Genomic DNA, 20,083 nt, shown 5'->3' on the forward strand with positions numbered 1-20,083 from the left:
AGGTGCTGCGCGTGCGGGATGATCTCCTTGTCCACGAACTCCCGCACCGTCTCCAGGATCGACTCCTGCACATCGGTCAGACCGGGCGTCTGGGCAAGGCGGGCCATCGGCGGTGCCTCTTTCACTGCGCGGAAACGGCGGGGTGCGCCAGAAACGGCGCCACATAACGATATCGCCGCCACACCCTGACCAGACCCCCTTGTGGACCTTCTCACCGCGCTGCTGCGGCATCCCTTCGGGGCGGAGGGGACGGCAGGCTGTGTCAGCCGATGCTGGCGTAGCGACCGGCGACGGCCATGGCGACTGGTACGAGCGGCAGCAGTGCCGCGGCAACGACGGCGACGCGGACGCCGGTGGCAGGCAGCGGAGCCGGTGGCCGCAGCAGCCGATCGAGCCGCTCCGCGGTGTCGCCGCCGTCCGCGGCCAGCAGGATCGGGTTGCCGGTGGCGGGCCTGGCGCCCCCCTCGGCCAGGGTGACCAGCGCGCGGGCCAGTGCGAGTGGTGTGCTGGACCGTACGGCGACGTCGTCGGCGCGCAGCTCCACCAGCCGGTGCACCTGGTGCAGGGCGGTGCTGAACATCGGTATCCACGGGAACGCGGAGTGCGCGAGCCGCACGGTGCGCAGCAGCCAGTAGTGCCGGCCGGTCGCGTGTGCCCGCTCGTGCGCCATGACGGCTTGCAGCTCGTCGGGCGCCAGTTGCCGGACCGCGGCGGAGGTGACGACCACGTCGGTGTGCCCGCCGGGGACCAGAAACGCCGCCGGGTGGTCGGCCGGGACGACGGTGGCATCCAGTGCAGGCACTCTGCTGCCGGCCAGTCGCAGCACCGCCTGCAGGGAACGCCGCCGCCGGCGCTCCGCGCCGGCGACCTGCCAGGCGCCGAACGCCAGCCGGGCCGTCAGCCCGGCGAGCAGAGCCGCGCCGAGGACCGCGGCCAGCTGTGCCGCACGGCCGTGCGCGCCCTGCAGGGCGTCGAGGCAGAGCTGCCACGCCCGGCACATCAGCGAGTGGGTGGTGTCCCAGTGCAGCGTCGTGGTCAGGCCGATCAACGTCGCGGAGACCAGCGCCGCCGCGCAGGTCATCTGCCAGGCGAAGATCGCCAGGCTGGGGGAGCGCAGCACCCAGCGGGCCCGGGCGAGCCGCGGAGCCGCGATCAGGGCGAGACCGGTGACGAACGCGCCGAGCAGCACGGCACTCATCTATCCGGTGATCCTCTGCTCGTAGCTGCGCAGCGCCTGGCGGAGGGCAGCCGCCTCGTCGAGGGTCATCTGCCCGACGAAGTGCAGCAGCGCCAGCGCCCGGTCGTCGCTGTCGGTCAGCGCCTCGCGCATCAGCCTCGCCACGTACTGTTCCCTGCTGAGCACCGGCTCGTAGGTGTGCGCCCGCCCATGGGGAGCGCGGCGCAGATAGTTCTTGCGGAACAGCTTCTCCATGACGGTCAGCACGGTGGTGTAGGCGAGGTCCCGGTCCCGGGTGAGGTCGGTGTGTACCTCGCGCACCGTCGCGGGCGCCGGCCGGGCCCAGAGCCGCTCCATGATCGCAGCCTCCAGGTCACCGAGTCCCCGCACTACGCCTCCTCGTCCACGGCCGTCCGATCGGTCGAGTCGGGAGCGGTCCGGCTCGGTCTTCCGATGCTACGGCTCCGGCGGGAACTTGCCATCCCGGGATGGTGCGGTGAGCGCCGAGCCGGAGCTGGCGGACGTGTGGCCGAGCGGGGCGGGGAGTCAGGTGCGTTCGACGCGCAGGGCATAGTCCTTGCCGCCGGTCGACTCGTAGAAGACCCGGACCCGTTCACGACCGCCGGCCAGTGCGCGCAGGGCGGGGACGTCGATGGCGGGCCGGTCCTGCGGGCGGATCACGAAGGTCAGCGGGGGAGGCCCTCCATACACGTCGAGCACGAGTTCGGTGTCGGTGACCTGGTTGACCGTGCCGACCAGATGGCGTCCCGTCGGGATCACATCCGGGCTCAGGGTGGCAGGCGCCGACAGGGAGGGTGGTGCCGGCGCCGCGCAGCCCGCGATGAGGAGCGCGACGAACATCGTGCCGGCCGCCACCGGTGCTCTGCCGCCGCCGCGACGGGTCACCGGCCATCTCCTATTGCCCATAGGACAGCGAGTGTACAGGCAGCAAGCGAAACCGGATCATGCCTGCTGGATCGGTGCCGGCGTGCCGGCACGCGCTCGCGCAGGCAGGTCAAGCATCGTCCGGTGTCCTAACAATGATAGGAATGCACACCACGTGACGGTCCGGCTGCGCAGCGAAGGATGTCGGTGGCCGGGTTGATTGCGGTCGCTGACCTCTCTACGGTTGGCCACGGTCGGCCTCGGCCGTCGGTCTCCCCCTCGAGACCCTGCGGCGGGCCTATGGCGGAAGGGCGTCTCCCCGGTGGACCGTTACCGCACGTTCTCGATCGTCCGCAGATCGCTGGTCGTGGCCGCCGTCGCCCTCACCGGACTGGTGCCTTCCGTCTCGGCGCACGCCGAGCCGTCGCTGCCGGAGATCGAGCGGCAGCTCGACGAGGCGTGGGAGAAGCTGGAGCCGGTCATCGAGCAGTACAACGACCTGCACAGCCAACTCCTGGCGAACCAGGCCAAGGCCAAGACGCTCACCGACACGCTCGCACCGCTGCAGCAGCAGGTGGACGCCGCGATGCAGGAGGTCGGGGTGATGGCGGCGCGGCAGTACAAGTACGGCGGCGCGTCGGTGCTCAGCGTGCTGCTGTCGACCGACTCGCCGCAGACGTTCGCCGAACAACTGGCGACCCTGAACCGCCTGGCGAAGAACAGCTCCGACCAGATCGCCTCGGTGGCGCAGCTGCGCGACGGGTATGCCGCCGACAAGCAGAAGATCGACGCTCTCGTCGCGCAGCAGCAGGCGCAGGAGGCCGACCTGGCCGCCCGCAAGAAGTCGATCCAGGCCGAGGTCGACCGGCTGCAGGCGCTGCGGCGGCAGCTCGGCGCGACCGACGTGCCCAAGAGCGCGCTCTACATCGGCCAGTGCCCAGCCGTGTACATCGGCGGCGCGGCAGGCACCGCCGTGAAGACCGCCTGCGCGCAGATCGGCAAGCCGTACGTGTTCGGCACCGTCGGCCCCAGCACCTTCGACTGCTCCGGCCTCACCCAGTACGCCTGGAAGGCCGCGGGCGTGTCGTTGACGCACTACACCGGTGCGCAGTGGAAACAGGGCAGCGCCGTGAGCAAGGCCGACCTGCGCCCCGGTGATCTGGTCTTCTTCTACAGCGACCTGCACCACGTCGGCATGTACGTCGGCAACAACCTGATGGTCCACGCCTCCCGTGCCGGAGTGCCCGTCCGGATGTCCCGCATCGACACCATGCCGTACATGGGTGCCCGCCGCCCCGGCTGACCTGCTGGTGTGCCGGGGCGGCGCCCGTGGTGGCCGGGCCGGCTCACCGGTTCGGGGTGAGCTGGACCCGGCGCAGGAGCTGCGCGTTGAGCGCCACGACGATCGTCGAGGCGGACATCAGCACGGCCCCGACGGCCGGGCTGAGGGTGACCCCGGCCCAGGCCAGGACGCCGGCGGCGAGCGGGATCGCGACGATGTTGTATCCGGCGGCCCAGGCCAGGTTCTGGATCATCTTGCGGTAGCTGGCCTTGGACAGCCGGATGACGCCGGTGACGCCACGCGGGTCGGAGGAGGCGAGGACGACACCGGCGGATTCGATGGCGACGTCGGTGCCGGCGCCGATGGCGATGCCGACGTCGGCGCGGGCCAGGGCCGGGGCGTCGTTGACGCCGTCGCCGACCATCGCCACCCGCAGCCCGCGCTGCTGCAGTTCGGCGACGGTGCGGTCCTTGTCGGCCGGGAGGACCTCGGCGAAGACCTCGTCGACGCCTTCTTGGAGGCCGAGGTCTTCGGCGACGGCTTCGGCGACCTGCCGGGCGTCACCGGTGATCATGACGATTTTGCCGACGCCGAGGTGCCGCAGTTGCGCGATGGCCTCCTTCGCCTCGGGCCTGACCTCGTCCTCGAGTGCGAGCGCGCCGACGACGTGGGTTGCGTCGTCGTCGAGGCGGACGAGGTGCAGCACGGCGGCGCCGCGTCCGGCCCACGCCGCGGCCGCGCCGGCGATCTCGTCGGGTGGGCTGACGTGCAGTTCCCGCAGCAGGGCGGGGCCGCCGACGGCGTAGCGGATCCCGTTGACGGTGGCCTGCACGCCGCGGCCGGTGAGCGACTGGAATCCCTCGGCGCGCAGGTCGGTGGCACCGTCTCGCCCGGCGGCGGTGACGATGGCCCGGGCCAGGGGGTGTTCGCTGTCGGCCTCGACGGCGGCCGCGGTGTGCAGCACCTGCTGGTCGGTGAGCCCGACGGCGGCGGTGACGCCGGTGACGGTGTGCGCGCCCTTGGTCAGGGTGCCGGTCTTGTCGAACAGCACGGCGTCGACGGTCCGCATCCGCTCCAGGGCGAGGCGGTCCTTGACCAGGATCCCGGCGCGGGCGGCCACCGCGGTGGACAGGGAGATCACCAGCGGGATGGCCAGGCCGAGCGCGTGCGGGCAGGCGATGACCAGCACCGTGACGGTCCGCACCACGGATGCGTCCAGGTCGCCGATCGCCCACCAGGCGGCGAAGGTGACCAGGCCGGCGCCGGCGGCGATGGCGAACAGCCAGGCGGCGAACCGGTCGGCGAGGACCTGCGCCCGGCCGCGGGACTGCTGTGCCTGCCCGACGAGGCGCTGGATGCCGGCGAGGGCGGTGTCGTCGCCGACGGCGTCGACCTCGATGCGCAGCGCGGAGTCGGTGGCGACGGTGCCGGCCACGACCCGGTCGCCGGCGGTGCGGGTGACGGGGCGGGACTCGCCGGTCACCATCGACTCGTCGATCTCGGCGCGGCCGTCGACGATGCGGCCGTCGGCGGGCACCCTGCCACCGGAGCGGACCAGCACCATGTCACCCACGCGCAGGTCGCTGACCCGCACCGGCTGTGGCCGGCCGTCGGCGTCGAGGCGTTCGGCGTCGTCGGGCAGCAGCGCGGCGAGGGCGGCGAGGGCGCCGCTGGCCTGGCCGATCGCTTTCATCTCCTGCCAGTGCCCGAGCAGCATGATGGTGACCAGGGCGGCGAGCTCCCACCAGAACTCCAGGTCGAACCAGCCGAAGCTGGTGGCCAGGGACGCGGTGTACGCGACGGTGATCGCCATCGAGATGAGCAGCATCATGCCCGGAGCGCGGTCGCGGACCTCGGCCACCGCGCCGGCAAGGAACGGCCAGCCGCCGTAGAGGAACACCGCCGTGCCCAGCAGCGGCCCGACGAGGGCCATGCCGGGGAAGTCGAGCCGGTAGCCCAGCCAGCCCATCACCATGTCGCTGGTCGCGACGATCGGGACGGTCAGCGCGAGGCTCAGCCAGAACTTGCGGCGGAACACCTCGGGGTCGTGCCCGGCGTGCTTGTCGTGGCCGCCGGCATGGCCGCCACCGTGCTCGGCTCCGTGGCCGTGACCCGCGACCGGGCCCTCATGCCGGGCGTCGCCGGCCTGAGGGCGATCGTGCGGGTGACCGCGGGCCCGGTGGTGGTCGTGGCCGGGATCCTGGTCGTGGGCCTGGTCGTGGGATCCGTCGTTGCGGGGGGTGGCTGTGCGGTGCGGCTGCGTCATGGCCGCCTCCTTCCGTCCCGGCCAACATACCCCCAGGGGGTATCGCGGGCAAGCGTTGGTGGCCGGGCACACGGTCTACGATGATGCGTAGGAGGTGATCGGGGAGTGGTGCACAGCCGCACACGACCTGCCGGCGTGTGGTCGCGCGCCGGGCTGCTGACCGCAGTGCTGCTCGTGCTCGGAGTCGCGTGGATGCACACGCTCGCCGGTGCCCCGCTCCCGCCGGCCGCGCACGCCGGCGCGGCGACGGCTGCCCAGGTAATGCCACAGTGCACGCCGGGCGGTCACCACGATCCTTGTCCGGGCACCCCGCATGACGGCGGTCACGCCGCGGCGATGTGTCAGTCCGCCCTTCCGCCCGCCATCGGCGCTCCGGCCCCCACCTTCACCGTCTCGCAGGCGGCCTTGCCCACCTCGCCGGGGCGGGCGTCGAGCGTCACCGCCGCGGCCGAGGCGGCCGACGGCAGCGGCTGCGGACCACCGCAGCGCAGCATGCTGTCCATCTGGCGGACGTAGGCCGGCTCCGGAGTCGAATGACGCCGCCGGCCCTGCCCGCACGCGTTGCGGAGGGTGCCCGCGGCGACGTCCCGACGCGTCTGCGTCACCGTTTCGAATCTCCAGGAGCTCGATTCGCCATGCGTACGATCAACCTTCGCCGGGCCGCCGTGGCCACCGGCGTGCTCAGCCTCGCCCTGCTCGCCGGCGGCTGCGGCAACAGTGGGATGGACCACGGCGCCATGGGCAACGGCAGCCCCACGCCCGCCGCGACGTCGACGTCGACGTCGACCTTCAACGCCACCGACGTCATGTTCGCCACCGATATGATCCCGCACCACCGGCAAGCGCTCGACATGGCCGAGGCCGCCCAGTCGAAGGCCGTCACACCCGAGGTCAAGGCCCTGGCCGGCAGGATCGCCAAGGCGCAGGAGCCGGAGATCGCCACCATGTCCGGCTGGCTGACCGCCTGGGGCGAGCCGGTCCCCAGTCCCGGCGCCATGCACCACGACATGGGCGACATGGGACAGATGCCCGGCATGATGACCGACCAGGAAATGCACGACCTGTCCAAGGCCATGGGCAAGGACTTCGACACGATGTTCCTGCGGATGATGATCAAGCACCATCAGGGTGCGGTCGAGATGGCCAAGACCGAACAGGCCCAGGGTCAGGACCCGGCGGCCAAGCAGCTCGCCGCCAAGATCGCCGCTGACCAGACCGCGGAGATCACCGAGATGCAGGGAATGCTGGCCAAGCTGTAGGCGCTCGGCGTCGAACCGCGGGTGGGGCGCCGCCCGCGGTTCGTTCAGCGTCGCGTTCCCGCTGTCCGCTCGGGGCGCGGCGCGGGTCGTCAGCCGCGGCGCGGCGGCGGGGCGGCTTCAGGAGACGCTGGTCCACGCCGGGTACTTCGCGGCGCGGCCGTCGCCGGACGAGCGGCCACGGACCCGGCGCAGCACCCACGGCAGGACGTGCTGGCGGTAGTACCGCGCCTGGACGAGCAGCCCCCGCGACACGGCCAGGCCGTCGTCGAGCCGGTGCTCGGCGTCGGCGACACTCAGGGCGGCCAGGACGAGCCCGGCGACCCGGCGGTGACCGGCGGCGTTGAGGTGCAGCCGGTCCGCCGACCAGTACCCGGACCGGCGCAGCTCCTGGTCGCCGAAGCAGTCGACGAACAGCACGCCGTGGCGGGCGGTCAGCTCCCGCACCGCCGCGGTGAGCTGCTCGGCGCGGCGGCGCAGCACCCGCCCGAGCGGCAGGTGGTCCGACGGGTCGGCGCCGCTGAGGACCATGAGGCGCACCCCGGCCGCGTCGCAGCGCTCGATCGCCCCTTCGATGAGCCGGACCAGGTGCGCGACGTCCGCGCCCCGGCGCATCATGTCGTTGCCGCCGCCGTTGAGCGAGATCAGCGTCGGCGGCGGCGACAACGCCAGCGCGGCCTCCAGCTGCGTGGTCACGATCGGCTCCAGCAGCCTGCCCCGGATCGCGAGGTTGGCGTACTGCCAGCGCGGATCCGCGGCGCCGAGCGCGGCCGCGACCAGGTCGGCCCACCCGCGCGGGGTGCCGTCCGCCCGCTCGTCACCCATGCCCTCGCTGAAGCTGTCCCCGATCGCCACGTACCGCATGAGCCCGACGATACTGAGCGGCGGACCTGCCGAGGATCATCCCCCCGCCGCTCGCGCCGGTGCGGTGCGGTCAGCCGCGGCGGCGGGTCGTGGCGAGGAAGACCGTGCCGAGCCCGGCGAGCAGCGCCGCGGCGGCGGTGAGCGACTCGACCGGTCCGGTGACCGCGCCGGCCAGCGCAAGGACGACCACGATGATCCCGACCGCCGCGAACAGGCAGGCCAGCGGGAACCACCGGGCGCCGGCCAACCGCTTCATCCGTCCATCCTGCCACTCGTCGCCGCGGCCGGACCGGTCGGCTGCCGCGACAGATCCGCACGGTCGCCCACCACATGTTCCTCGCGGCCGCCCACGGCGACACCCCCGAGGTCCACCGGCTGCTCGACGCCGGCGTCGACCCCCGCGGAGTCCGCGGCCCGCAGGGCCAGTCGCTGCTGCACGTCGCTCACCGCGCCGGCGACATCACCCTGATCCGGCGCCTGCGGTCGGCCGGCGTCGACCCGCTGGCGCCGGACAGCCTCGGCTGGAGCGCGGTGCGGGCGGCGCAGACGGCCGGCGCGCCGGCCCCGGTCATCGAGGCGCTGCGGACCGGCCCGCACAACGACTGATGCCAGCAGCCTCCGCGCCGCGCGGCGCGGAGGCTGTCGGTGCGCACGACCGTGGTGACGCCCTGATGCGGGAGCCGGGAGGGGAGCCCTTCCCGGCCCCCTTCCCGGCTCCTCGGATCAGGCCCGGTTCCCCGTGGGGATCGTGATGGGCGTGGTCGTGCCCGAGTCGCCCTTGTTGAGGAACAGCATCGCCAGCGCCCGGATGAACTGGTCGAACATGTAGAAGGTGACGGGCATGATCGGGATCAGCCCTTCCCGGAACGCGATGTACGTCGGCCACGCGGTGCGGATGAGGGTCGCCGCCGCGTAGTCGCGTGGCAGTCGCAGCCAGTCACCGATCTCGTTGCTGAGCACGTAGCGGACGAACTCGTTGAGGAAGCCGCGGGTGATGCCCAGGTCGATCTGCGCGGTCAGCCCGAGCAGGTCCTCGGCCAGCTCCTTGCCCTCCGTGGAGGGGGCGAGGATCGGGGTGAGCGCCGTCGCCGACTGCGCGTACGCGGCCGACCAGGTCTGCGGGATGAACTCCTGGCGCACGCCGAGCAGGTACATGGCGACCTGCCACTGGTGCAGGAAGGCGGCCTCTTCCGCGGCCGTCATCGGGACCTTCCACTCCTTCAGCTTCTTGTGTACGAAGGTGCCGAGGCTGTGGAAGGTGACGAGGATGTCGCCGTTGCTGATCGGGATCAGGCCCGGCTCGTTCGCGACCGCCCGCCAGTGCGGCGACTGCGGCAGCAGGTGACGCACCGCGGCGTGCACCAGTCGCGTCTTGTTGGCGGTGACCACGAACTGGCCGTTGGGCTCGAACGCGTTCAGCTCGCTCAGGTCGTAGCCGAAGGTGAACGTCTTGGCCGCGCGGTCCTGCATGTTGGCCCCGCCCGCGGACCAGTAGACCGACTTGGCCTCACGCGGGATCACCGTGCTCATGATGCCGCTGCCGAGGCCGTACAGCATGAACAGGTAGGTGTCCTTGCGCCGGTTGAAGTCGGCGGCGAGACGCAGCTTGGTGCGGTCGGCCCAGGACGGCAGCGTGTTGACCCGCTGCAGGTAGGTGCGCAGGTTGGCGGGCAGGCCGCTGGGCACCGCGTCGCCGTTGTTCACCCAGGACCGCATCGCGGTGTTGACCGCTGGGATCTGGCCGCTGGTGAGCAGACCGGCGAGCAGCTGGTCTACTTCGTCGTCCCAGACCCACCACGGGTCGGTGCCGGCGACGGCGGGGGCTGCCGCGGCCGGGCCGGCGCCCACCGTGCCGACCGCGCTCACCAGGCCGAGCGCGACGCCGAGGGACAGGACGCTCCGTCGGTTGAGATTACTCATTAACTTACCCCGCTTCCTTGGAGGCATGGGTGCTGCTCTCGCAGGGGGTCAAGCAGTGGCGGACTGCGACCGTCTCACGTGGGTCAATGTGAGATTCTCCGTTAACATACGAAACAATCGGCCGGTCGGCAAGGGCGTCACCACGGTGAATCTGTGCCACCGCGGGGCGGCGGTCGTCGTGGCCGCCGCCCGTCATGTGTCAGGATCGGCGACATGCCATGGGAAGTCGCCGCGCAGTTGAGGTGTGGATTCCGGACCGGTGCGTCCGGCGGATCTCCGCACACGCCGGGTCGGTTGCCGCGGTGACCACCGAGTCGACCGCGGCCGTCCGGCCGCGCAACCGCAAGCAGCTCATCGTCGAAGCGGCCGGCCGGATGTTCAGCGAGCGGGGCTACCACGCGGCGTCCATGGAGGAGATCGCCGCCAGCCTGGGCATCACCGCGGCGGCCCTCTACCGGCACTTCCCGAACAAGTACGCGCTGTTCGTCGAGTGTGTGAACGTCATGGTGGACGGGCTCGTCGCCGCGCTCGACGAGGTGCCTGCCGAGGCCCCCCTGGCGGACGTGCTCACCGCCGCCGCCCGGGTCACCGTCGCCCATCGTGCGTCGGGCGGCGTCTACCGGTGGGAGGCCCGCTACCTCGACCGCGGCGACCGGCACGCGCTCCGGACGAAGTTCGCGCACGTCATCGGCCGGGTGGTGGCCGCGGTACAGCGGGAGCATCCGCTGCCCGACGAGCACCTGCGAGCGGTGGCGGCCCTCGGCGCGATCGGGTCGATCACGATGCATCACACCTCGATCGCGCAGCGCCGGGTCGAAGAGCTGCTGGTCGCGTCCGCCCTGCGGGTGGTCGCGACCGACCCCACGGCGGCCACCGGCATCGCGCATCTCGTCGACCTGCCCGCCCAGCCCGTGGCGCGCACCCGGCGCTCGGAGATCATCGCGGCCGCCGTCCCGCTCTTCGAACGCGACGGGTTCGTCAACGTCACGAACGGCAGGATCGCCGAGGCCGTCGGGCTGGTCCCGTCCGCGATCTATCGCTACTTTCCCGGCAAAGCGGATATTCTGGCGGCAGCCTGTCTGCAGGCGGCGGGACTGCTGGCGCAGGCGGTGGAGCAGAACCTCCGGGGGACGGCCGACCCGCACGATGCGGTGCTCGCGCTGGCGGCGACCTACGTGGCGTACAGCTTCGAGCACACCGCGCTCACCAGCGTCGCCAACGCCGAGGTCGCCGGCCTGCCCGCCGACCTGCAGCGGCCGTTGATCGTCGCGCAGCGCGAACACATCGCCGTCTGGGAGCAGCAACTGCGCTCGGCGCGTCCGGGGCTGGACTCCCGTCAGGCCCGGGTGCTGATCCACGCCGGCTTCGGCGTGGTGGTCGAGGCCGGACGCAGGCTGCGGTGGCAGGACACCCCGCAACACCGCGACGCCGTCGCCGCGCTGCTCATGAGTGCCCTGGGCTTCCGTCAACCCGGCGGCTGACCGGCGGTCCAGGGTGATCCCGCCCTGGAACGTTCCCAGGGCGGGATCGGCCGGGCTACACGGTGCAGGTCAGTGCGGGTATGGCGTTGGTGCCGTTCGAGGTACCGGTGAAGCCGAACGATGTCGTGCCGTTGGCCGGGACGGTGCCGTTGTACGGCGCGTTCGTCACGGTGATCGCCGAGCCGGACGTACTCAGCGTGCCGTTCCACAGCTGGTTGATCGTCTGACCGTTGGCGAACGTCCACTTGACCGTCCACCGTGAGATGGCGGCGGTCCCGGCGCGTACCGTGACCGAGCCCTGGAATCCGCCCTGCCACGAACTGGTGATCGCGTACGTCGCCGAGCAGGCCCCACCCGCCGGGGGCGGCGAGCTCGGCGGCTGCGAGGTGCCGCCGGGGGGTAACGATACGGGGGCGCCTACCGCGTCAGGCCGAAGAACTCCCGATCAGGTCGGCCGTGCTGACGTCCTGGTTGGTCCTGCCGAGGACGGCCGGGGCCCTGCGCGGGCCGGGGATGGTGTGGCCGCCGCCGTGCACGGTGTACAGCGTCACCGCGGGCCGGTCGTCGTGCCGGAACTCGGTGAGCTCGACCGACGTGCCCGCGGCCGAGGCCGGCAGCGTCCGGACGGCCGGCGCGCCGGTGATGCCGTTGCGCGAGGCGAAGTAGGCGGCCGTCTCCGGCATCGACAACGCCCGGCCACCGACCTTGAACAGGGTGCGTGCCCACCACGGCATCTCGCCGCCCAGGTAGCTGATGATCGGATCCTTCGTGCCGTGGATCAGCAGTACCGGCATCGGGGCGGGCGGAGCGTCCGCCGCCAGGAAGTTCTCGGGGGCCGGCATCGTCGCGGCGATCACCGTGGCGCCGGCGAGCAGGCCGGGTGCCTCGTGGACCAGGCGCATCACCATCTGGCCGCCGTTGGAGTAGCCGACCGCGAACACCCGGCGGGGGTCGATCCGGTGGGTCTGCGTCAGCTTCTCGATGACCGCGCGCGTGAAGCCGACGTCGTCGATGTTCTCGCGGCGGGCCGGGAACCTGCTCTCCCGGCGCGCGTCGTTCCAGTTGCCCTTGTGGCCGTCCAAGTAGGCGACGACCGCCGTGCCGCCGGCCGTGAGGGTGTCGAAGGCCTTGCCGGTGAAGTCGCGGTGCTTCGCACCGGTCTGTCGCGATCCGTGGAAGATCAGCACCAGGTCCCGCGCGGGCCTGCCGTCCGCCGGGCCGGCAACGGTGTAGGTCCTCGTCCTGCCGTTCACGTCGACGCTGTCACGCAGTGGTGTCATGGAATCTCCCAAAAACGGATTGGTCATCCGCTTCACCGTAGCAGAACGGATAGCGCATCCGGTTACCCTGGTGACCATGACCACGGTCCCGCAGCGCAAGGACGCCGCCCGCAACTGGCACCGCATCGTCGAGGTGGGTCGCCGGCTCGTGGACGAGGGCACGCCCGTCCAGCTCAACGACGTCGCACGGACCGCGGCCGTCGGGGTGGCCACGGTGTACCGGCACTTCCCCACCCCGGAGGCACTGCTGGAGACCGTCGCCACCCCGGGACTCGAGGACCTCGTCGCCCACGCGGAGCGCGCGCTGGCCGGCAGCGACCCCTGGGCGACGCTTCGCGACTTCCTGTTCGTCGCCACCGACGCCCAGATCGCCGACGCCTCACTGCCCCCGGTGTTCGCCGCGCGGACGAACGCGCTGCCGCACACCATCGAGCTGAAGCGGCGGCTCACCGAGATGTTCGGCCGGCTGCTCGACCGTGCACACGCGGCCGGCGTCGCCGACCCGGGCGTGACCCAGGACGACATGGTGCCACTGATGTGCGGGGTGATGTTCGCGGCGAACGCCCACCCGGCCGCGACCGGCCAGGACCGCGCGGCCACCGCACGCCGCTACCTCACCGTCCTGCTGGACGGCCTGAAGACCCGCTAGCCTGAGCCGCCACAGCGCACGCCTCCCCGCCGGAGACCAAGAAGCTTCCGGGCGGCATCATGATCGGATGCGTCTGAGGATGATTGCGGCAGTGGTACTGCTGAGCCTGGCCGGATGCGACGGGACACAGCCCGGCGGCGGCCCGACCGCCAGCGCCGCGGCTTCACCCTCCGCGAAGGCGCTGCCGGCTGCCGGAGGGTGCCACGCGGGCCAGTCACTGCGCCCGGACGACTACCGCCCCGCCACCCTCAACGCCGTCGACTGCGCCGCCGAGCACCAGGCCGAGATCGTCCGCGTCGGCCAGCTCACGACACCGCCGGAGAACAAGACCCGCGAGGTCTACACCGACTGCGACACGGCCGCCCGCGAGTACGTCGGCGGCGACTGGCACGAAGGCCGGCTGGGCCTGGCGGTCATCGTCCCGTCGACGGAGGAGTGGATCGCGGGCGTTCACGAGTACCGCTGCGCCCTGCTGGAGTTCTCCGCCGACGGCTTCACGTCCCGGCTGCGGACGGGCAGCCTGAAAGACGGCCTGCGCGGCCCCCGCCCGCTCGCGCTGACCTGCGTGGACGTCCTCGCCATCCCGGACGGGCAAGGCTGGTACCAGTCCATCGACCGGCTGGTCCCGATCGACTGCGCCCAGCCCCACAACGGCGAGTACGTCGGCCTGTACGCCAGCCCGGACGTCCCGCACCCGGGCATGACCAAGCTGACCCGCGAGGCGACGCAGGCGTGCAACGCCAAGGCCGCGACATTCCTGGGCCAGTCACCGTCGAAGTTCGCCAACCGTACCGACATCATCGTCATCCCCACGGGCGGCAACCCGGAGCGGTGGGCCCTCGGCGATCACACGGTCCGCTGCTACATCGTGACCCGCCCCGACAACCGCGTGACGCAATCGCTCAAAGCCGGCTCATGACGCCATACGAACGGTGCCAGACTGGCGCCGTGGAAGAGCGCCCGACTGCTGAGCCGGAGGAGCGGCAACGCTCGGCCGCCATCGGTGCGTTCGCCTGGGTGGGCCTGGAGGGTCTGCCGGACCGCGGCCTCGTTGTGCAGCGCCTGGGTAACGCCCGGCGCACGGTCCGCAGCATGCAGCGTCGGTCCGACGACGACGTCCTGATGTGGCTGCACGACGAGGCTCGCAGCGGCGCCCTGCGCGAGAACGCCGCATGTCTGGCGCTCATCGAGGAACGCCCGGCTGTGCGAGACCTGGTCATCGCCGACTACCTGTGCCGTCATCCGTCCCGCGGGCTCCAGCTCAACGAACTTGTCGCTATCCTGGCCGCGTGACGCCTGAGGCCGTGCCCAGGTCGACAGACGCCGGACTGAAGCGGGCGCCAGCGCCGCGCCGTGCGGCGTGCCAGCGCACGTGATCCTGCATTCGGCGAGCCGCGATTGCCCGTGAACCGGCTCCTCGCCAATTGCTCATGCATCATGACCGGCGAGTTGCGGCGCCGTCGCACCAGCACGGTGGTGGCAGCGCGCACTCGGCGTCGTCCCGGTCCCGGATCGTCGCGGCAGGTCGTCTGCCGGTGTTCGCGCGTAGCCGCAACAGGCCAGGCGGCCGCACCGTGCCGATGCCCGCGTGAGACTGGCCCGGAAGCGATCAAGGGAGGCGCTGTGGACATGTCCCTGCGGGTGGACCTGTTTGCCCAGCACAAGAAGATGGCCGAGGACATCCGGGCGGTGCGGCAGCGCATGCTGGAGATCAGGGCCACCGCCGAGTCCGACGACGGGCTGATCAGCGTGACGGTCGACGCCACGCACGACATCGTCGAGCTGCGGCTGGACCCGCGCATCTACCGGGCCCCCGACTCGGCCGCGCTGGCGAAGGCGATCATCGCCACCGTCCGCCGCGCCGTCCGGGTCGCCGAGGACGAGGCGTTCGCCATCGTGCGCGTCCTCCTGCCCGAGGAGGCCACCCCCGGCTCCGCCGATCTGCGGTTCGATCCGCTGCTGCACGAGCTCGACGAGGACACCGCGCGAGGTGCGCAGCGGTGAGCGACCGCAACGGTGACGGGTTCATCGACATGGACACCGGCGCGACGGCGCAGCTCATGGAGCGGCTGGGCGACGCCGGTGCCAACCGCGGCCGCGTCGGGCAGCGTGCGGCGCGTCGTGCTCACCTCGTCGATCGACGCGATCCGTCTCGGCCACGACTCCACCGGCACCGTCGGCACCCGCACCTTCACCGAGGACGACTGGTCCGACGTGACGCGCGCCGACCCGTACCCCAAGAGCAAGGTCCTGGCCGAACGGGCCGCCTGGCAGTTCGTGCGCGGCACCGCCCTGGAGCTGGTGGCCGTGCACCCGGGGCTGGTGCTGGGCCCGCTGCAGCGGGCCGCGCGCACGACCTCCGCCGAGCCGGTCCGGCTGCTGCTCAGCCGTGGCGTGCCGGCCGTGCCCCACCTGGGCTTCGCCGTCGTCGACGTGCGGGACGTGGCGCGGGCGCACCGGCTGGCGACGGAGTCCGCCGCGGCGGCCGGCAACCGGTACATCCTCGCCGGCGAGCACCGGTGGCTGGGGGAGATCGCGGCGGTGCTGGCCGAGCGGTTCCGGCCGCTCGGCTACCGCGTGCCGACCCGCCGCATGCCGCGCCCGCTCATGTGGACGGCGGCGCGCTTCGACCGGACCCTGCGGCTGGCGCTGGCCTATGTCGGCCGCCCGGCCCTCGTCAGCGCCGATAAGGCCGCCCGCGAGCTGGGCTGGACCGCCCGCCCCGCCGACGAGTCCATTGTGGACATGGCGGAGAGTCTCATCGCGCACGGCATCGTCGCCCCGCGCGTCCGGCGGGCCGGCGCGCCGCGCGTGGTGTCGCCGGTGCCGCGCAGCCAGTAGCATCGGCGCACCGATCGATGCGCGGCGACAGGGAGACGACGTGTCCACTGCCAACCAGCTCGCTGACGACCTGCTCGACGTGATGCTCGACGTGTTCCCCGTCGGCGCCTCCCTGCTCGGCCTACCCGGCCGCGACGACCAGATGCGCGACTACAGCGAGGCCGGCGACGCCGCGATCAGGGACCGCGCGCTCGCGATCGTCGCCCGCGCCCGGGCGCTGGACCCCGCCGGTCTCAGCGACGACGACCAGCTCACCCTCGGCGTCGTCCTGCAGCAGGCACAGTCCGTCGTGGACACCGTGGAGCTGCGCTCCACCGAGTATGCGATCACCGACACCTGGACCGCACCGGCCGCGGCGCTGCTGGTCCAGCTGCCGATGGTCGGGCTGACCGACGCCACCCGCGCCGACGGCTATCTCGCCCGGCTGGCGAAGCTGCCGGAGGCGTTCGCGCAGATCGCCCAGCGCCACCGCGACGGCGTCGCCGCGGGGCGGCGGCCGGTCCGGCACCTTGTCGAAGGTGCCGTCGCGCACCTCGACCGCTACCTGGCCAACGCCGGCGGTGACCCGCTGCGCAAGCCCGCGCCGGCCGAGGACAACGGGTTCGCCGCCGAGCGTGACCGGCTGATCGACGAGGTCGTCCGGCCCGCCGTCGCCGTCTACCGCGACGTGCTCGCCACCGAGATCGCCCCCGCCTCCCGCGGCCTGGAGGAGGCCGGCCTGTGTTTCCTGCCCGGCGGCGACGAACTGTACCGGCGTCAGGTGCGCCTGCACACCACCACCGACCGCACCCCGGACGAGCTGCACCGCATCGGCCTCGACCTGATCGCCGGGCTCGCCGAGGAGTTCGCGGAGATCGGCGCGGAGGCGTTCGGCACCTCCGACACCGCGGCCGTCCTGCACCGCCTGCGCACCGACCCGGCGCTGCGCTGGGGTGACGGCGAGGAGATCCTCGACGCGGCACGCGACGCGATCGAGCGCGCCGAGAAGGCCGCACCCGAGTGGTTCGGCACGCTGCCGGCGCAGCGGTGCACGGTCGCGCCGGTCCCCGCCGACGAGGCGCCCGGCGCCCCCGCCGCCTACTACCTGGCCCCGGCGATCGACGGCAGCCGCCCCGGCATCTACTTCGCCAACACCTCCCAGCCCGGCGACCGCGACCGCACGGTCGCCGAGGCGACCGCCTTCCACGAGGCCGTCCCCGGCCACCACCTGCAGATCAGCCTCGCGCAGGAGCTGACCGGGCTGCCGCTGCTGCGCCGCATCGCGCAGTTCACCGCCTACGGCGAGGGCTGGGGCCTGTACGCGGAGCGCCTCGCCGACGAGATGGGCCTCTACTCCGGCCCGATCGCCCGGCTCGGCATGCTCGCCACCGACTCGATGCGCGCCGCCCGTCTGGTCGTGGACACCGGCATCCACGCGAAGGGCTGGAGCCGCCAGCAGGTCGTGGACTACCTGCGGGCCAACACCGCGATGGCGGAGGTCGAGATCCAGTCCGAGACCGACCGGTACATCGCCGACCCCGGCCAGGCCCTCGCGTACATGGTGGGCCGCCTGGAGATCCAGCGGCTCCGCGAGCAGGCCCGTGCCGCGATGGGGGACCGGTTCGACATCCGCGCCTTCCACGACACCGTCCTCACCTCCGGCCCGCTGCCCCTGGGCACCCTCGCCGAGCGCGTCCGGCGCTGGGCTGCGTGAGCGGGCGCTAAGGTCGTGTGAGGCGACGGGCTCGATGGTGCTGGGTCAATGATGCGATGCGGGGTCCTGGCACCGGGCGCCGGCCACCGCCGTGACGGCCCGTTCGACGATGTCCAGGGCCGGGCGGGGCGTGGTCGGCAGCAGGGCGATCAGGTCGCGGCCGGCGCGCCCCTGCACCGCCTGACCAGCGCGGCGTGGCCGCATCCGCCACGACACCGTGCCGGGCGCCGGCGACGGCGCTGTCCGGGCCGCCGGCGCCGCCCGGTAGCGCACCGGGCGGCCGAGGACCCAGGCGAGCACTCCGGCGATGTCGTCGCCGCCGATCGCCGGCACGCCGGCGAGGTCGTAGGTGGCGCCGGCGTGCCGGCTGCGGCGGCCGGCGGCAAGGTCCGCGGCCGACTCCGCCGCCACGCGGGCGGCCACGTCGGCCAGGTCGCGGCGGGCCACCAGCGGCAGGGGGCCGTGGCCGAGCGCGGCGGTGAACACGCCGGTCCTGGCGGCGGCGCGGGTGCCGGCCGCGGCCAGGGCGGCGGCCGTCTCGGCGTACGGGCCGTTGCGCAGGACCGTCGTGCTGAACGGCACCGCGGCGAGCCGGGCCTCGGTCCAGCGGTGCGCCGACGTGCCCGGCAGCCGGTCGCCGGACCCGGTGACGCTCGTGTAGACGACGTGCCGGACACCGGCCGCGGCGGCCGCCTCGACGACCGCGCCGTGGCGGGCCACGGCCACGTCGTGCGCGGCTGGGCCGGCGGAGACGAACACCAGCACGTCGACGCCGCGGAAGGCGGATGCGAGAGTGGACGGCGTGTCGAAGTCGACGCGGCGCACCGCCGTACCATCGCCGGAACGGCTGCCGGCGCGCACGGGGGTGCCCGACCGGCTTGCGAGGCTGTCGAAAATCGATCCGCCGAGCGCACCCGAGACGCCACTGATCAGGATCATGGTCACGAGCATCGACGCGGTACGCCGATAACAGAAGGAGGCACTTCCGTGTCGGTGGCGAACACCGCGGTAAGCGCGCAGGTCAACGCAGATGAGCCCGCCGGGCCGTGTGGCGATGACGACTGCGGCATCCGGGACCTGCTGGCCCGGCTCGGCGACCGGTGGACGATGCTCGTGCTGGTCGAGCTGTCCCACGGGGTACGCCGGTTCCGGGAGCTGGAGCGGGCGATCCCGGGCATTTCGCAGCGGATGCTGACGGTCACCACGAAGCGGCTGTGCCGCGACGGCCTGGTGGAGCGGACCGCGTACGCGACGATCCCGCCGCAGGTCGACTACCGGCTGACCCCGATGGGGCAGAGCATGGCGGGCATCATGACCGCCCTGGCGGACTGGTCGCGCGACAACATGGCGGCGATCGGCGCGGCCCGCGCCCGCTGGGACGCCACCGCGCCACCGGTGTAGCGCAGCGGTCCCGCCGGGTGGACTCACGGCCGGCGGGATCACCCTTTGCCTGACCGTCAGCCCTGCCCGGGGCGGCGCCGCGCGGCCAGGGTCACGAGGCTGCCGGCCACCGCGATCCCGCCGGCGACCAGGAACCACACGCCGTTGTCCCGGACCTCGCGGCGCTCCTCGTACGTGGACGAATTGTTGGAGGAGATGCAGCGGTCCCCGGGTTTCATGCTGCGCCCGCCGCAGTCGACCTCGTCGCTCCACGGCGCGCGGAACAGCCCGCCGCACAGCAGGAGACCGCCGACGGCGAGGCCGATCAGTGCCACGACGGAGGGCCAGGCGGCCCGCTCAGGCGTGCTGGACATGGTGGTGCTCCCATTCCTCGCTGATTCTGTAGTGGTCGCTATATAATAAGGACCGTGGACGGCATCTGTAGCGGGCGCTCTACAATGTGAGCGTGACCTCACCGCGGGGACGGCCCCGCCAGTTCGACCGGGACGTGGCGCTCGGCATCGCCGTGGAGGTGTTCTGGGCGCGGGGTTACGAGGCGACGTCCATCAACGACCTCGCCACCGCCATAGGCATCGGCGTGCCCAGCCTGTATGCGGCGTTCGGCAGCAAGCGGGCGCTGTTCGAGGAGGTCGTCGCCGAGTACACCCGCCGGCACGCGGCGTCACTGCAGACCGCAATCGACCAGGAGCCGACTCTGACCGGCGCCGTGCGACGGTTGCTGCTCGAGGCCGCCGCGGCCAGCACCCGCCCGGGCCTGCCCCGCGGCGACCTGATCGTCAGCGCCGCCGTCAACACCACCGCGCCGGAGGTCGAGCAGTTGCTGCGCAAGCTGCGCGTCGACGGGACCGCCACCCTGGAGGCGTTGATCGCACGGGCCGTCGCCGCCGGCGAGTTGCCCGCCGGCACCGACGCGCACGGACTGGCCCACTACGTCTCGGCGACCCTGCAGGGCATCGCGCAGCAGGCCCGTGACGGTGCCGACCGGGCCACCCTGGAGAAGGTCGCCGCGCTCGCGATGCGGGCCTGGCCCGCCGGCACCGGCGACTGAGCCGGCGGGCAGAGGCCCGGGTTCCGGTCGGCGCCGGCCC

24 protein-coding genes are annotated in these 20,083 nt (G+C 72.6%); 13 read left to right on the top strand and 11 right to left on the bottom strand.

Annotated elements, in window-relative coordinates; genetic code table 11:
• Positions 1–262 precede the first annotated feature (262 nt).
• From AB0H83_RS32930 to AB0H83_RS32940, 3 genes are all read right to left on the bottom strand, one after another.
• On the bottom strand, positions 263–1,198 hold the full coding sequence (locus AB0H83_RS32930; protein ID WP_360101867.1) for a M56 family metallopeptidase: 936 nt from the start codon (positions 1,196–1,198) through the stop codon (positions 263–265).
• The gene (locus tag AB0H83_RS32935) at positions 1,199–1,567 is read right to left on the bottom strand and encodes a BlaI/MecI/CopY family transcriptional regulator (RefSeq protein ID WP_360101869.1); all 369 of its coding nucleotides are present in this window, start codon (positions 1,565–1,567) and stop codon (positions 1,199–1,201) included.
• A 156-nt stretch (positions 1,568–1,723) separates the two neighbouring features.
• Complete coding sequence (locus tag AB0H83_RS32940; RefSeq protein WP_360101871.1) at positions 1,724–2,083, bottom strand: hypothetical protein; 360 nt, start codon at positions 2,081–2,083, stop codon at positions 1,724–1,726.
• Between the two features lie 301 nt (positions 2,084–2,384).
• Here AB0H83_RS32940 and AB0H83_RS32945 point away from each other — a divergent pair, with 301 nt between their 5' ends.
• On the top strand, positions 2,385–3,365 hold the full coding sequence (locus AB0H83_RS32945) for an NlpC/P60 family protein (RefSeq protein ID WP_360101873.1): 981 nt from the start codon (positions 2,385–2,387) through the stop codon (positions 3,363–3,365).
• 43 nt (positions 3,366–3,408) lie between these two features.
• Here the strand turns inward: AB0H83_RS32945 and AB0H83_RS32950 are convergent, their stop codons facing one another.
• The gene (locus tag AB0H83_RS32950; protein WP_360101875.1) at positions 3,409–5,610 is read right to left on the bottom strand and encodes a copper-translocating P-type ATPase; all 2,202 of its coding nucleotides are present in this window, start codon (positions 5,608–5,610) and stop codon (positions 3,409–3,411) included.
• Positions 5,611–5,802: 192 nt separating this feature from the next.
• Between AB0H83_RS32950 and AB0H83_RS32955 the strand changes: the two genes are divergently transcribed.
• Together AB0H83_RS32955 and AB0H83_RS32960 are read left to right on the top strand one after the other, a co-directional pair.
• Positions 5,803–6,126, top strand: a complete 324-nt coding sequence (locus tag AB0H83_RS32955) for a hypothetical protein (RefSeq protein ID WP_360102013.1) — start codon at positions 5,803–5,805, stop codon at positions 6,124–6,126.
• A 119-nt stretch (positions 6,127–6,245) separates the two neighbouring features.
• Positions 6,246–6,869, top strand: a complete 624-nt coding sequence (locus tag AB0H83_RS32960) for a DUF305 domain-containing protein (RefSeq protein WP_360102015.1) — start codon at positions 6,246–6,248, stop codon at positions 6,867–6,869.
• A 117-nt stretch (positions 6,870–6,986) separates the two neighbouring features.
• On the opposite strand, the gene AB0H83_RS32965 is transcribed toward AB0H83_RS32960, so the two are convergent.
• Entirely contained in the window at positions 6,987–7,730 is a 744-nt protein-coding gene (locus tag AB0H83_RS32965) for an SGNH/GDSL hydrolase family protein (protein ID WP_360101877.1), read from the bottom strand.
• Between the two features lie 70 nt (positions 7,731–7,800).
• Positions 7,801–7,986, bottom strand: a complete 186-nt coding sequence (locus AB0H83_RS32970; RefSeq protein ID WP_360101879.1) for a hypothetical protein — start codon at positions 7,984–7,986, stop codon at positions 7,801–7,803.
• A 74-nt stretch (positions 7,987–8,060) separates the two neighbouring features.
• Between AB0H83_RS32970 and AB0H83_RS32975 the strand changes: the two genes are divergently transcribed.
• A complete protein-coding gene (locus AB0H83_RS32975) occupies positions 8,061–8,336 on the top strand; it encodes an ankyrin repeat domain-containing protein (protein WP_360101881.1) in 276 nt (91 codons plus the stop codon).
• Between the two features lie 117 nt (positions 8,337–8,453).
• Here the strand turns inward: AB0H83_RS32975 and AB0H83_RS32980 are convergent, their stop codons facing one another.
• Entirely contained in the window at positions 8,454–9,650 is a 1,197-nt protein-coding gene (locus AB0H83_RS32980; RefSeq protein WP_360101883.1) for an oxygenase MpaB family protein, read from the bottom strand.
• A gap of 302 nt (positions 9,651–9,952) precedes the next feature.
• On the opposite strand from AB0H83_RS32980, the gene AB0H83_RS32985 reads away from it, so the two are divergent.
• Complete coding sequence (locus tag AB0H83_RS32985; protein WP_360101885.1) at positions 9,953–11,131, top strand: TetR/AcrR family transcriptional regulator; 1,179 nt, start codon at positions 9,953–9,955, stop codon at positions 11,129–11,131.
• Between the two features lie 55 nt (positions 11,132–11,186).
• Here the strand turns inward: AB0H83_RS32985 and AB0H83_RS32990 are convergent, their stop codons facing one another.
• Entirely contained in the window at positions 11,187–11,459 is a 273-nt protein-coding gene (locus AB0H83_RS32990) for a cellulose binding domain-containing protein (RefSeq protein WP_360102017.1), read from the bottom strand.
• Between the two features lie 97 nt (positions 11,460–11,556).
• Positions 11,557–12,411, bottom strand: coding sequence for a hypothetical protein (locus AB0H83_RS32995; RefSeq protein ID WP_360101887.1), 855 nt, complete (start codon positions 12,409–12,411; stop codon positions 11,557–11,559).
• A 76-nt stretch (positions 12,412–12,487) separates the two neighbouring features.
• Here AB0H83_RS32995 and AB0H83_RS33000 point away from each other — a divergent pair, with 76 nt between their 5' ends.
• The 6 genes from AB0H83_RS33000 to AB0H83_RS33025 all read left to right on the top strand — a co-directional run bounded on the left by AB0H83_RS33000 (position 12,488) and on the right by AB0H83_RS33025 (position 17,594).
• Positions 12,488–13,060, top strand: coding sequence for a TetR/AcrR family transcriptional regulator (locus tag AB0H83_RS33000; RefSeq protein ID WP_360101889.1), 573 nt, complete (start codon positions 12,488–12,490; stop codon positions 13,058–13,060).
• Positions 13,061–13,127: 67 nt separating this feature from the next.
• A complete protein-coding gene (locus AB0H83_RS33005) occupies positions 13,128–13,979 on the top strand; it encodes a septum formation family protein (RefSeq protein WP_360101891.1) in 852 nt (283 codons plus the stop codon).
• A 29-nt stretch (positions 13,980–14,008) separates the two neighbouring features.
• Positions 14,009–14,353, top strand: a complete 345-nt coding sequence (locus AB0H83_RS33010) for a hypothetical protein (protein WP_360101893.1) — start codon at positions 14,009–14,011, stop codon at positions 14,351–14,353.
• Positions 14,354–14,689: 336 nt separating this feature from the next.
• Positions 14,690–15,064, top strand: coding sequence for a YbaB/EbfC family nucleoid-associated protein (locus AB0H83_RS33015; RefSeq protein WP_360102019.1), 375 nt, complete (start codon positions 14,690–14,692; stop codon positions 15,062–15,064).
• 78 nt (positions 15,065–15,142) lie between these two features.
• Positions 15,143–15,901 (top strand): hypothetical protein, encoded by a 759-nt coding sequence (locus tag AB0H83_RS33020; RefSeq protein WP_360101895.1) that lies wholly within the window; start codon positions 15,143–15,145, stop codon positions 15,899–15,901.
• 40 nt (positions 15,902–15,941) lie between these two features.
• Entirely contained in the window at positions 15,942–17,594 is a 1,653-nt protein-coding gene (locus AB0H83_RS33025; RefSeq protein ID WP_360101897.1) for a DUF885 domain-containing protein, read from the top strand.
• 45 nt (positions 17,595–17,639) lie between these two features.
• Here AB0H83_RS33025 and AB0H83_RS33030 read toward each other — a convergent pair whose 3' ends face one another.
• Complete coding sequence (locus AB0H83_RS33030) at positions 17,640–18,533, bottom strand: NAD(P)H-binding protein (RefSeq protein WP_360101899.1); 894 nt, start codon at positions 18,531–18,533, stop codon at positions 17,640–17,642.
• A gap of 48 nt (positions 18,534–18,581) precedes the next feature.
• Here AB0H83_RS33030 and AB0H83_RS33035 point away from each other — a divergent pair, with 48 nt between their 5' ends.
• A complete protein-coding gene (locus AB0H83_RS33035; RefSeq protein WP_360101901.1) occupies positions 18,582–18,995 on the top strand; it encodes a helix-turn-helix domain-containing protein in 414 nt (137 codons plus the stop codon).
• A gap of 56 nt (positions 18,996–19,051) precedes the next feature.
• Here the strand turns inward: AB0H83_RS33035 and AB0H83_RS33040 are convergent, their stop codons facing one another.
• Positions 19,052–19,348 carry a hypothetical protein gene (locus tag AB0H83_RS33040; protein ID WP_360101903.1) on the bottom strand — a complete coding sequence of 99 codons (297 nt, stop codon included), beginning with the start codon at positions 19,346–19,348 and terminating at the stop codon, positions 19,052–19,054.
• A 92-nt stretch (positions 19,349–19,440) separates the two neighbouring features.
• Between AB0H83_RS33040 and AB0H83_RS33045 the strand changes: the two genes are divergently transcribed.
• Complete coding sequence (locus AB0H83_RS33045) at positions 19,441–20,043, top strand: TetR/AcrR family transcriptional regulator (protein WP_360101905.1); 603 nt, start codon at positions 19,441–19,443, stop codon at positions 20,041–20,043.
• Positions 20,044–20,083 lie beyond the last annotated feature (40 nt).

This window comes from Dactylosporangium sp. NPDC050688 (assembly GCF_040654515.1).
Taxonomy (GTDB): Bacteria; Actinomycetota; Actinomycetes; order Mycobacteriales; family Micromonosporaceae; genus Dactylosporangium.

Bases quoted from the DNA above. Each gene is read 5' to 3' on its own strand.
- AB0H83_RS32975 (WP_360101881.1), top strand. From the start codon at position 8,061: ATGTTCCTCGCGGCCGCCCACGGCGACACCCCCGAGGTCCACCGGCTG.
- AB0H83_RS33000 (WP_360101889.1), top strand. From the start codon at position 12,488: ATGACCACGGTCCCGCAGCGCAAGGACGCCGCCCGCAACTGGCACCGC.
- AB0H83_RS33040 (WP_360101903.1), bottom strand. From the start codon at position 19,348: ATGTCCAGCACGCCTGAGCGGGCCGCCTGGCCCTCCGTCGTGGCACTG.
- AB0H83_RS32930 (WP_360101867.1), bottom strand. From the start codon at position 1,198: ATGAGTGCCGTGCTGCTCGGCGCGTTCGTCACCGGTCTCGCCCTGATC.
- AB0H83_RS32995 (WP_360101887.1), bottom strand. From the start codon at position 12,411: ATGACACCACTGCGTGACAGCGTCGACGTGAACGGCAGGACGAGGACC.
- AB0H83_RS32950 (WP_360101875.1), bottom strand. From the start codon at position 5,610: ATGACGCAGCCGCACCGCACAGCCACCCCCCGCAACGACGGATCCCAC.
- AB0H83_RS33005 (WP_360101891.1), top strand. From the start codon at position 13,128: ATGCGTCTGAGGATGATTGCGGCAGTGGTACTGCTGAGCCTGGCCGGA.
- AB0H83_RS33030 (WP_360101899.1), bottom strand. From the start codon at position 18,533: ATGATCCTGATCAGTGGCGTCTCGGGTGCGCTCGGCGGATCGATTTTC.
- AB0H83_RS32960 (WP_360102015.1), top strand. From the start codon at position 6,246: ATGCGTACGATCAACCTTCGCCGGGCCGCCGTGGCCACCGGCGTGCTC.
- AB0H83_RS32980 (WP_360101883.1), bottom strand. From the start codon at position 9,650: ATGAGTAATCTCAACCGACGGAGCGTCCTGTCCCTCGGCGTCGCGCTC.
- AB0H83_RS32965 (WP_360101877.1), bottom strand. From the start codon at position 7,730: ATGCGGTACGTGGCGATCGGGGACAGCTTCAGCGAGGGCATGGGTGAC.
- AB0H83_RS33015 (WP_360102019.1), top strand. From the start codon at position 14,690: ATGTCCCTGCGGGTGGACCTGTTTGCCCAGCACAAGAAGATGGCCGAG.
- AB0H83_RS32970 (WP_360101879.1), bottom strand. From the start codon at position 7,986: ATGAAGCGGTTGGCCGGCGCCCGGTGGTTCCCGCTGGCCTGCCTGTTC.
- AB0H83_RS32955 (WP_360102013.1), top strand. From the start codon at position 5,803: ATGCACACGCTCGCCGGTGCCCCGCTCCCGCCGGCCGCGCACGCCGGC.